General features: G+C 41.2%; 4 protein-coding genes. 3 read left to right on the top strand and 1 reads right to left on the bottom strand.

Annotation, left to right across the window (positions count from 1 at the left end):
* Positions 1–918 precede the first annotated feature (918 nt).
* Positions 919–8,004: an AAA family ATPase gene (locus V7K38_RS14375; protein WP_334858723.1), complete on the bottom strand. Its 7,086-nt coding sequence runs from the start codon at positions 8,002–8,004 to the stop codon at positions 919–921.
* Between the two features lie 181 nt (positions 8,005–8,185).
* Here V7K38_RS14375 and V7K38_RS14370 point away from each other — a divergent pair, with 181 nt between their 5' ends.
* From V7K38_RS14370 to V7K38_RS14360, 3 genes are all read left to right on the top strand, one after another.
* A complete protein-coding gene (locus V7K38_RS14370; RefSeq protein WP_334858722.1) occupies positions 8,186–8,926 on the top strand; it encodes a cytochrome c biogenesis protein CcdA in 741 nt (246 codons plus the stop codon).
* Between the two features lie 30 nt (positions 8,927–8,956).
* Positions 8,957–10,354, top strand: a complete 1,398-nt coding sequence (locus tag V7K38_RS14365; protein ID WP_334858721.1) for a cytochrome c biogenesis protein — start codon at positions 8,957–8,959, stop codon at positions 10,352–10,354.
* Positions 10,355–10,994: 640 nt separating this feature from the next.
* A complete protein-coding gene (locus tag V7K38_RS14360) occupies positions 10,995–12,182 on the top strand; it encodes a TRC40/GET3/ArsA family transport-energizing ATPase (protein ID WP_334858720.1) in 1,188 nt (395 codons plus the stop codon).
* The last annotated feature ends 95 nt before the right edge of the window (positions 12,183–12,277 follow it).

Here is a 12,277-nt window from a genome sequence, read left to right as displayed (position 1 = left end):
GATTTTAAATTTAAGAATGAGATGAAATTTATGTAGGTTGTGCTAAAAGCAACAATAGCTCGATATTATCCATAGTTTAATCGCTTGTTTAGCTAGCGTCATCCTGCGAATAAGGCTGGGAGTTGATTACTAAGAACTACATTTTGACTAAAACCCTTTCCCACAGACGGATACAGATGATAAATAGAGGGTCAGACCTCTCTGATTTAATCGCTCAAACAATGTTATTCACGGCTCGTAGTGAGCAGATTTCGCCCTCTCTCAGCGATACTACGCAAACAAAGTGTATGCCTTACACAAGGGGAAGAGGGAAAAATTCAAAGCCTCTCTCCTCTTCGGCTACGGTGTACACACAAGTCTGAAGTAGTTGATAAATCACGGTTTTACCCCACCCTAACCCTCCCCTTTCTAAGGGGCTACGGTGTACACACAAGTCTTTGAAAGTGGCCTCATAGGCTTTTGATCCCCCCAACCCCCCGATAAATTGGGGGGCAAAAGTCTCTTAAAATCCCCCAATTTATCGGGGGATTTTGGGTTTGTACAAAGATGTGTGTACACCGTAGCCTTTCTAAGGGGAGGGAACTAGATTTTTTTGTTTCCCCCCAATACATCGGGGGGATTAAGGGGGGTAAAACCCGGATATCAAAGTAACTCCGATTTGTGTGTACACGCTAGCCTTGTAAAGGGGAAGGAACCGGAAATCTTGTTTCCCGTTTAGCTTGCCTTCTCCATGCCAAATCCAGAGTACTTTATAAAGGGGAGGGAACCGGAAATCTTGTTTCCCCCATTTATAAGGGGGGATTAAGGGGGGTAATTCCTCTTAGGAGAGAGGTTAAAACTCTAGCTCACGCTTGTCGAGAACCACTATAACAAAGGGTTTTAACTTTAACAGAACCGTCTTGGGGCTGGAGGCGCTGACTACAAACTTTTAATTAATGCTTCGATCGCCTTTACCAATTCTTCTGGATCTACAGGTTTGGAAATATGCTGTTGAAATCCAACTGCGATCGCTTGCTGATAATCCATCTCGCCAGCATAAGCAGTTAAAGCGATCGCCGGAATTGTCCCGCCTTGCTCTGGTTTCAGGCTCCTAATCTGTCGCATCAGCATATAGCCATCCATTTCTGGCATCCCAATATCGCTAATGAGCAAATTTGGCTGAAATTGACTCAGTATAGTTAAAGCTTCAATGGCTGAGGCTACAGTTGTCACAGTTGCCCCATATTGCTCTAGCATAAAAGGTAAAAATTCTCGCATATCTGCATCATCATCCACTACGAGAATCTTTAAGCCAGACAAGGGTAAAGACTGATCTTCCACAAGTGAGGAGTTATTTCTTTCATCTTTGATTGCTTTACTTTCATTCTGTAAACATGGAAGTTTAACAGTGAAAGTTGCTCCTTGTTCTTCGCCCAGGCTTTCTGCTTGCACAGTTCCCCCATGAAGTTCTACAAGATGTCGGACGATCGCTAATCCTAAACCTAAACCGCCAAATTTTCGAGTTGTGGCTCCATCCGCTTGACGGAAATAATCAAAGACATAAGGTAAGAACTCAGGTGCAATTCCTTTCCCTGTATCAGTTACGCAGATTTGTACCTGTGAGCCAACCTGCTCTAATTTAATTTTTACCTGTCCCTCACTAGGGGTAAACTTAATCGCATTGGAAAGAATATTCCAAATGACTTGTTGCAATCGATTGGCATCACCTAAAACTAGCCCCACACCAGATTCAAGAATTGTCTGAATCTCGATGGATTTGGCCTGTGCTGATAAACGCACTGTCTCGATCGCAGCTTCAATAACTGATATCAAATTAATCCGCCCGAAGTTGAGGTTAAGTTTACCCTGAAGGATACGGGAGACATCAAGTAAATCTTCAATTAATTGGGTTTGTAACTTGGCATTGCGCTCAATGGTTTCCAGGGCGCGATCGCTTGTTGCTTGATCAAGTTTGCGACTCCGCATCAGTTTTGCCCATCCCAGAATTGGGTTGAGTGGTGTTCTCAATTCATGGGAGAGGACGGCTAAAAATTCATCTTTGATGCGGTTTGCTGATTCAGCAGCATTTCGCGCCGTTTGTTCGGCTTCGTAAAGGTGGGCGCGAGCGATCGCTTGGGCGCATTGTTGAGCAACAGCCAAGATAAACGCTTGATCTTCTCCACTAAGTAGTTGAAGTTGGGTAAATCCTAAAGTTATACCTCCAACTGCCGAACCCTCCACCATCAAGGGAATAGAAATCCAGGCATCAATGTCATATTGGGTGTAAGCTTCAGCTAGGTGAGGGTAACGAGCTATTCTATTTTGTTTCGATTCAGCCCAAGCAGGTTGTCCAGTCCGCACAACTTCGGCTAAAGGAGAAGGTGAATCAATGGGAAAATGCCGCCAAGCGTCTACCAAATCTTGGTTATAGCCAACAGTCCGCACAATTTCTAGTTCAGTTTTATTTTCATTTAGTAAGGCGACGAGGGCAGAACTAGCTCCCAAGGCAGCCATACTCTGCTCTACAATGACCTCAGATACTTGGGCTGGTGTCAGCGATTCGGAAAGGGCAGCTGTGATCGATTGGAGACGGGCAATGCGCTCTAAGGCTTGCTCTGCCGTCTTTTGGGCTTGCTGCGCTTCTTGGTAAAGGCGGGCATTATCGATGGCGATCGCTGCTCGATGGGCAACATCTTCAGCTAGTAACAAGTCAGCCGGGCTGTAACGACGTTCTGATTCCGATGTAAAAAAGGAAATTGCCCCAAAAATTTTTTCCCGTGCTATCAAGGGAAGAATTATACAGGACTTTAAACCAATTTCACGTATGATTCTTAGATGTTCTGCATCTGGAATGCCTGCTGCTAGAAGTGCATCTGAAATTTCAGTTACCATTTCAGGAATTCCTGTACGCAGTACTTTCGGCACACCATGAGGTTCATCCAACTTTCTAGGATAATAATGATGAAGTTGCCAACCAAGTTTAACTTTCTCTGGATCTCGGTGGGCAACTGCTACCCGATTAATTGATTGGTTGTCTTGTAGCAAATCGACGCTGCACCAATCGGCGAAATAAGGCACAGCCAGGTTTGCCACACTTGCTAGCGTGCTTTCATAATTGAGGGAAGCTGCGAGGGTTGCACTGACTTGAGCCAAAAACGCTGCTCGTTGCCGATCGGCTTCTGCTTCTAGACGGGCGGTTTGCTCTTGAATTAGCTGGATACGTTCGGCTTCAGCTTGTTTGCGCTCGGTGATATCAAGTACAACGCCACTCATGTGTGTCGCTTTACCTGCTTCGTTGAAAAAGGCTTTTCCTCGACAGGCTAGGTAGCGAATACTGCTGTCATCTCGAATAATTCGATATTCTAAATCATGCTCTACGCCTTCGTTAATGGCTCGGCTCAACGATTGAGCGAGTAATGGGCTATCATCTGGATGCAGACGAGCTAAAATTGCTTCAGCAGTGCCACCAAAAGTTTCAGGTGTTAACCCAAATAGTTGATAAATCTGCTCATCCCAGTCAAAAAGATTATTTGCGATATCCCAACTCCAAATACCGATTTTGCCAGACTTCAACGCCAAGTTTAGTTGTTCTTGGCTGTTCTCTAAACCTTGATAAAGACGAGCATTTTCTAGAGAAATAGCAATTTGAACTGTCAAAATCTTCAGTACAGAAAGTTTTTCCTGCGTAAAAGCACTGGGGATAAGATTATTTTCTAAGTATAGAATACCAAGTAATTTCGACTGGCGTGCGATCGCTAAACAAAGTACAGATTTAGGTTGTTTTTGGATTACATACTCATCTTCCGAAAACAAATTTTGCTCAGTTGCATTATGCAAAATCACTGTTTCTTGAGTTCTTTGAACATAATTCAGTATTGATTGCGGAATAAGTTGTGAAATCTCGCTTTCAAATATGGGTTGAGAAACATTGAGTTTTTCAGCCTGGGAATTAACTTTAGCTTCTACTTCAATAACCAGATTTTGCTCGTGTTCAAGCAATAAGTAACCAATTTCTCCCCCTGCTTGCTCGATGACAATTTGCATTAATGTCTTCAACAACTGCGAAAAAACAATTTCACTCGATATGCTTTGAGAGGCTTTGACTACTGATAAAAAGTCTAAATGCTCGCCTGTGGTAATAAATGTTCCATTAGAAATAAGCTGTTGTTGTGGCAATAACTGAGGATAGGATTCTTCGAGGTGCTTAACTTTAGCAGATGCCTCCCAGCGCAGATATCCATTTTTAGCTTCTTGTAAATAGGTTTTGGCAATTAACGCAAACTCTCGCTCAAAGTAAAATTTAGCAACTAGCTCATTAGCTAAAGCTTCATATTGCACAAATCCCTGTTCACGGGCTGAAGCGATTGATTGCTCATATAGACGCATTGATTCCAAATCTCGACCTTGAATTCGAGCTATTTCAGCAGCTACTAATAAAGACTTGTGTGAGAAGTTTTCAGGGCAGTGTTCAGCCCAGTATTGTAATTTCTGCTGATGGGATGCTAGGATTTGCAAAAAATCTTCTTGTTCTTGACAAGATACTGTTGGATAAAGAGCCGTTAGAGTCAATGAGTAATATAAAACATAATCTGTTTCAATGGGTAATGCCAGTGTTTCAACTGGAAAGGTGGATAACTTTAATGCACAATTTAGCGCTTCTATATACTGCCTATAGGTAAAAAAGATAATTAATTTAATAATGTGATAAAAAATAATTCCACTGACAAAACCTGCATCTGTAATAATAGATAAAGCGTGTGATTCATCAAAGTTATCATCACTTAAAGTCAGATTGTGATGAGTTAATCCGCGCAGATTCATCAGTAGCATTTGCTGTAATCTGATTGTCTGATAGACAGCCTCATGTTTAGACTGGCGAGCGAATGCGATGTATTTTTCTAAAGATTTGTATGTTTCTGTAAGTGGATAGCCTAACTGAATAATTTGCCACGCTCCTTGATAAGCATTGTAGTTTGCCATCGTCACATCACCTGCTTCCACACAGCCGATAAATCCCCGTTCTAAAAAAGGAATATCAGTAGAAATATGGTTACGCCAAACGTTAATATGACTTCCATGAATGTGCAAAACAACTCCTCTAAGTTTCAAGTCCTGCAACTTTTCATTTAATTGAATTGTCATCTCAGAAAATGCGTAACCTGTAGGAATATCATGGAATATGGAAACTAACAACATGGCAAACATGCTGTAAGCAAAACAAGAATCTTCTGTATTACCAAATTTAAGCGAGTAGTTAACTGCTTTAAGTACGACTAAAGGGAAGATTTCTGGTCTACCGAGATAAGTAGGTGGCCCCAAAGTTGTCAACAGACTAATTACTGTTTTAATATTGGAGTCTTGAATAACTTGAGCATCAATTAAATCGGATATTTGTCTATTACCCAAATTTATTAATATCTGATTTTTTTCAATTGCGATCGCAGCTTGCACTTCTTCATTTGTATCAGGGAATATCACCCCAAAAAGTTTTAAGGCTTCTAACCCCAACCTGAACGCCTCTTCATACCTACCTGCAACTTGGTAGAGTCGAATTTGCAGCATGTAAATGTTAGATTTATCTACATGAGATTCTATTTTGAGCAATAGTAATTCAAATAAATATTCTGCTTGTTCTAAATTTCCTGTTAAAAATTCACACTCAGCTAGTTCTTTAAATAAAGTAAATGTTTGTTCATATTTTTCAGTCCAGGCATTCTCAGCTAAAAGATTCATAGCAACCCTAAAAAATATTTTAGCAGGGGTGTAGGCTGTAGATACTTTTGCCTTCTTACCAGCGATTAAATTCAATTGCAATAGTTGGTCTTTTTCTGCCTGTTCAATAATTAGATTCACTGCCAGATTGAGTTGATTGACTAAATCAAAAATTTGCTCGTTTATTTGTTCAGAACTAGCATTTTTCAGCAAAAGTCTTCCAATCGTCAGGTGGACTGCTGACTTTAATTCCTCGGCAATTAAGGCATAAGCAGCTTGTTGAACTCGGTCGTGATAAAAGCGATAATTTTTATGGGTACTTTCATCTGACTCTATAGGGATAATTAATCCTCTTAAAATTGCTTCAACAAGGGCATTAGCTGTTTCTTCAATAGATTGTTCGCTAACTACTGCTAAAACTTCTAAATCAAACCGATTACCAATGCATGAAGCTAATTTAAGCACCTGTTGAGTTGCGAATGGTAGTTTTTGCATCCGTCCAACCATCAAATTAACAATATTATCTGTAATACCTTGGGCTTTAATCTGAGCTAGATCCCATTGCCAAAATTGATGTTGCGAGTTAAAGTTTAACAGGTTTTCTTGATGCAGTGTTTTCAGAAACTCATTGACAAAAAAAGGATTTCCGTCAGTTTTTTGAATAATCAATTTAGCCAGAGCTTCTACTCGTTCTGCTGAACTATGCAAGGTATCAGCAATCAGCTGACTTATATAAATAATATTTAACGGATTCAGGATAATTTCAGTTATTATTTCTCCATACTGATGAACCTTCTCTATCATCAAACTAAAGGGATGCACAACATCTACTTCATTATCTCGATAGGCTAAAATGAAGCAGAGGTACTGGATGCTAGACCCAGTGATTACAGTTTGAATTAAATTTAAAGTAGCGCTATCTGCCCACTGCATATCATCCAAAAAAACAGTGAGTGGATGCTCTTTTTGAGCAAAGACGCTGATAAAATTCTGAAACACTAAATTAAATCTGTTTTGAGATTCTACAGGCCCTAATTCTGGTATATGTGGCTGTTCTCCAACAATTAATTCAACTTCTGGAATTACATCTGCGATTAATTTACCATTGTTTCCTAAAGCTGCTTGTATTCGTTTTTTCCAATTGGCAAGTTGTTCTTCAGGCTGCGTTAAAATTTGTCTAACAAGTGTTTTAAAAGCTTGAACAATTGTGGAGTAAGGAATATCTCGCTTATACTGATCGAATTTACCACATATAAAAACGCCACGTGCTTTGACAATAGGTTTGTGAATCTCCTTCACAAGAAAAGATTTTCCAACTCCAGCATAGCCAGAGACGAGGACGATTTCTGGTTTTCCTTGGGTAACAACTCGCTCGAATGCTTTGAGAAGTTTGGTAATCTCTTGTTCTCGTCCATACAATTTTTGAGGAATTTGGAAGCGTTCTGAGATATCTCGCTTACCCAAAACAAAGGATTGAATTTCTCCGGTTGTCTCCAATTGTTTTAAACACTGTTCCAGATCAAATTGCAAACCTAAAGTACTCTGATATCTCTGTTCTGCAACCTTAGACAGCAATTTTATAATGATGTCACAGAGAATTTGGGGAATATCAGAGTTAAGCTTTTTCAGAGACGGCGGAGATTGGGCAATATGACAATGCACCCACTCTAAGGGGTCTTGACCTTGAAATGGTAGCTCACCTGTGAGCATTTCATAAAAGGTAATTCCTAGTGAATACAAATCGCTGCGATGGTCAATTCCTCGATTCATTCGCCCGGTTTGCTCCGGTGATATATATGGTAGACTGCCCTCAATGCGGCTAGAACTGCTAACTATTTGCTGCTGATATGGAATAAAGGCAGCAATTCCAAAATCGGCAATTTTAACCTGATTAGTTTCGAGATTAACTAAGATATTTTGTGGCTTAATATCTTTGTGGACAATGTGATAAGTGTGAATTTGTGCGAGTTTGCTGGTGATTTCAATAGCAATCTTGAGAAACGAAATAGGCTGTTGAAATTGGTCTAGCAACTCGTCGAGCGATCGCGCCTGAAAATCCTCCATGATTAAATAAGGGATTCCCTGATGCATCTCTAAGGCGTAAATTTTGACTGCGGCGGCGATATTTAACCTTTGAGCGATCGCATACTCATGTTTGAATTGTTCGATATTATTGGGTGTACACTGTTCTGGACGCAACCCTTTAATAATTACCGGACGCTGGTCTTCAACCTTAATTCCACGGTATATGACTGCTTTTACCCCTGCTTTTAACAAAGTAACAATTTTAAATCCGGGTAATGCAATCATCATGCTAAATGCTCCAGCCGTGCTTCTTCCGAGGTAATTCGAGCTTAATTGTATTTTAGATACATTTCCTTGGACAGATGAAATTTAGATAATATCAGCTTTGGATAATCACTTCTGCTGACTCTACAGACAAAAATAAGCTACAATTCAAGCAGAGTAAGCATTTCCCGCTCATTAACTCCCCATGTTTGATAACCTGCAAACCCAAATTTACCAGTTAGAACAATTTGCCAACAGCCTCGTTTCTAACCAACTGACACACCTGAGCGTGGTGAGCGTTGCTATCATCTTTGCGGCTGGCTTGCTCACCAGTCTTACACCGTGTATGCTTTCGATGCTGCCTATTACTATTGGTTACATCGGTGGTTATGAAGCCAAAAACCGCTTGCAAGCAGCTGCCCAATCAACTTGGTTTGCTTTAGGATTAGCAACTACATTAGCAGGAATGGGTATCGTAGCAGCTTTTGTGGGCAAAGTCTACGGTCAAGTGGGAATTGGTTTACCAATTATTGTCAGCATTATCGCCATTCTTATGGGGCTGAACTTACTAGAAGCACTACCTCTGCAATTTCCATCCTTGGGCGAAACGAATTGGATTTCGCAAGATTTACCAGCAGGATTGCGTTCTTATTTGCTGGGGCTGACTTTTGGCTTAGTGGCATCTCCTTGTAGCACGCCTGTTTTAGCCAGCTTACTCGGTTGGATTGCCAATACACAAGACTTAATTTTAGGCGCTGTTTTACTACTTTCTTACACAGCCGGGTATGTAGCACCATTAATTTTGGCAGGTACTTTTACAGCTTCAATTAAAAGATTACTAGAATTGCGTCGCTGGTCTGGTTGGATTAACCCAGTTAGCGGGGCGCTGTTGGTAGGATTCGGTGTGTTTTCCTTAATTTCTCGGATTCCCCTCAGCAGTTTTTAATATCAATACTTTTGTTAAATTTTACACCTAATGACTTTAGAAGATTCCGCATCCAAAGAATTAAAATGGTGGGCAATACCTGGGCAGTTCTTACGGCAAGAGCTTTTGCCCGTACTGACCGATTTACGATTAGCGATCGCACTACTGCTATTGATTGCAATCTTTAGCTCCACCGGTACTGTAATCGAGCAAGGTCAGTCACCCGCATTTTATCAGAGCAACTACCCAGAACATCCCGCTTTATTTGGCTTCCTAACTTGGAAGGTAATTCAAGTAGTTGGGTTAGACCATGTATATCGTACTTGGTGGTTTCTAGCATTACTCATCTTATTTGGCACTAGCTTAACTGCTTGTTCTTTTACCCGTCAGTTACCAGCCTTAAAAGCTGCCCAGCGCTGGAAATATTACGAAGAACCACGGCAATTTCAAAAATTAGCTTTAAGTGCAGAACTAGATAATGGTTCCCTGAATTCCCTCAGCGAAATATTACAGAAACGCCGCTATAAAATTTTTCCTGATTCAGAAAAAGATAATATTCTTTACGCTCGTAAGGGAATAGTCGGACGTATCGGCCCAATTATCGTTCATATTGGCATCATCGCTATTCTGCTAGGGGGAATTTGGGGGACGATGACTGGGTTTATGGCCCAGGAAATGGTTGCTAGTGGCGATACATTTCAAGTGACAAATATTGTAGATGCTGGCCCAATAGCCGCCCAAGTCTCTAAAGATTGGTCTGTGCGCGTCAATCGTTTTTGGATTGACTACACTCCATCTGGTGGCATCGATCAATTTTATTCCGATATGTCTGTCTTAAATCAGCAGGGAGAGGAAATAGATCGCAAGAAGATTTTTGTCAACGAGCCTCTGCACTATCGTGGCATAACCTTCTACCAAACTGATTGGGGAATCGCAGGTGTTCGCGTCCAATTTAACAACAGCCCGATTTTTCAGCTACCAATGGCGCAATTGGACACTAAGGGTAACGGGCGCATTTGGGGAACGTGGGTTCCGACTAAACCAGATTTGAGTGAGGGTGTCTCTTTGCTAGCCAAAGACTTGCAAGGGATGGTATTAATTTATGATGTCACAGGCAAACTCGTTGATACTGTGCGTGCTGGGATGTCTACCCAAGTCAATGGTGTGAAGTTGAAAATTTTGGATGTTGTTGGTAGCACTGGCTTACAAATTAAAGCCGATCCAGGCATACCAATTGTTTACTCAGGATTTGGCTTACTAATGCTGGGTGTGGTGATGAGTTACTTTTCTCATTCGCAAATCTGGGCATTGCAAAAAGGCGATCGCTTATATGTTGGTGGCAAAACTAATCGCGCCCAAGTTGCTTTTGAACAAGAGGTTTTAGAGATTTTGGATCGGCTGAGTTCACAGCCAAAAGGTGAGGAAAAAGAGACGGCGATTGAAGTTTAAACGCAAAGTTAGGGACTTCCAACAAATAAATTACCCAATCTTGTGGGTTGGGCATCTTGCCATAGGTGTCAAGTTGACGTGAAACACTTGTAAAAACTGAATATTGAGTTCACTCACTACTCATTACGATCCGCGTTACCCCACCCTAACCCTCCCCGATATATTGGGGAGGGAGCCGGATTTCCTGTTTCCCCCCTTTATAAGGGGGGATTAAGGGGGGTAAAACGGCTGTGGGACAAAGCTTTGAGCTTAAGTTGACACCAGTGGCATATTGCCCACCCCACAAAAAGTAGTTGAGTATTTTTTATTTGCAAGTCTCTTAGAAACTTCCAAATAAAAAAATATTCCAAAACTGACGCAAAAATCCTCTTAATCTCTCCTCCCTCTGTGTTCTCTGCGCGGCAGTCGCTCATGGGGGAAACCCCCAAGACTGCGCTGCCTTGTCTCTGTGGTTCGTTTTTTGGAATAATTTATTCCTTGGAAATCCCTTATAAAATAATTTATCCCACAGGGCAATAGCTTTGTCGCGATCGCGCCCTAGAATTAGACACTGTTCATACCTAAACACAACATTTATTTTCCTGAAACAGTCGATAATGTAAATAAATGTAAAAAATTCTCAGGCAGGATAAAAGCATCTATGCGTGTAATTTTAATGACCGGTAAAGGCGGCGTGGGGAAAACTTCCGTTGCTGCTGCAACTGGACTCCGTTGTGCGGAACTAGGCTATCAGACATTGGTTTTAAGTACAGATCCGGCTCATTCCCTAGCAGACAGTTTTGATCTCGAGCTGGGACACGCACCCCAAAAAATTCGCCCAAATCTGTGGGGTGCAGAATTGGATGCGTTACAAGAACTAGAGGGAAATTGGGGTGCTGTAAAACGTTACATTACCCAAGTTTTACAGGCGAGGGGTTTAGACGGCGTACAGGCGGAAGAATTGGCAATTTTACCAGGCATGGATGAGATTTTTGGCTTGGTAAGGATGAAACGCCATTACGATGAAGGCGAGTTTGATGTTTTAATTATCGACTCAGCCCCCACCGGCACTGCATTGCGCTTACTGAGTCTACCTGAAGTCGGTGGCTGGTATATGCGCCGTTTTTACAAACCATTTCAAAACATATCGGTGGCACTTCGCCCTCTAGTTGAACCTTTTTTTAGACCAATTGCTGGTTTTTCGTTACCAGATAAAGAGGTGATGGATGCCCCTTATGAATTTTATGAACAAATTGAGGCTCTGGAAAAAGTATTAACAGACAATACTCAAACCTCTGTGCGTCTAGTTACTAATCCCGAAAAGATGGTGATTAAAGAGTCTCTGCGGGCCCATGCTTATCTGAGTTTGTATAATGTTGCAACAGATTTAGTTGTAGCTAATCGAATTATTCCCCGCGAAGTCGAAGACCCATTTTTCCAACGTTGGAAAGAAAGTCAGGAGCAATATCGCCAGGAAATTCATGATAATTTCCACCCTCTACCTGTTAAGGAAGTTCCACTTTTTTCTGAAGAAATGTGTGGATTAGCTGCATTAGAACGCCTGAAGGAAACCCTCTACAAAGATGAAGATCCAACTCAGGTTTATTATAAAGAAACGACCATGAGAGTCGTACAAGAGCAAAACCAATACAGCTTAGAACTTTATTTACCTGGTATTCCGAAAAGCCAAGTTCAACTAAGTAAGAATGGAGACGAATTAAGCATTACGATCGGCAACCATCGTCGTAACTTAGTTTTACCACAAGCCTTAGCAGCACTACAACCAGGAGGCGCAAAGATGGAAGATGATTATCTGAAAATCCGCTTTACTGACAATATAAGAGTTTAAGTTTGTTGCTACGGCAATTTTCGAGAATAACTCAAAACTTAAAAGCAAGAATATTTTCTTGTAGCTACTACAGACGCAACTTTTTAGCGTCTGTT

This window comes from Nostoc sp. (assembly GCF_036917465.1).
GTDB lineage: Bacteria > Cyanobacteriota > Cyanobacteriia > Cyanobacteriales > Nostocaceae > Nostoc.
This window is presented reverse-complemented; position numbering and strand designations above follow the sequence as displayed.

Bases quoted from the DNA above. Each gene is read 5' to 3' on its own strand.
- V7K38_RS14370 (WP_334858722.1), top strand. From the start codon at position 8,186: ATGTTTGATAACCTGCAAACCCAAATTTACCAGTTAGAACAATTTGCC.
- V7K38_RS14360 (WP_334858720.1), top strand. From the start codon at position 10,995: ATGCGTGTAATTTTAATGACCGGTAAAGGCGGCGTGGGGAAAACTTCC.
- V7K38_RS14375 (WP_334858723.1), bottom strand. From the start codon at position 8,004: ATGATGATTGCATTACCCGGATTTAAAATTGTTACTTTGTTAAAAGCA.
- V7K38_RS14365 (WP_334858721.1), top strand. From the start codon at position 8,957: ATGACTTTAGAAGATTCCGCATCCAAAGAATTAAAATGGTGGGCAATA.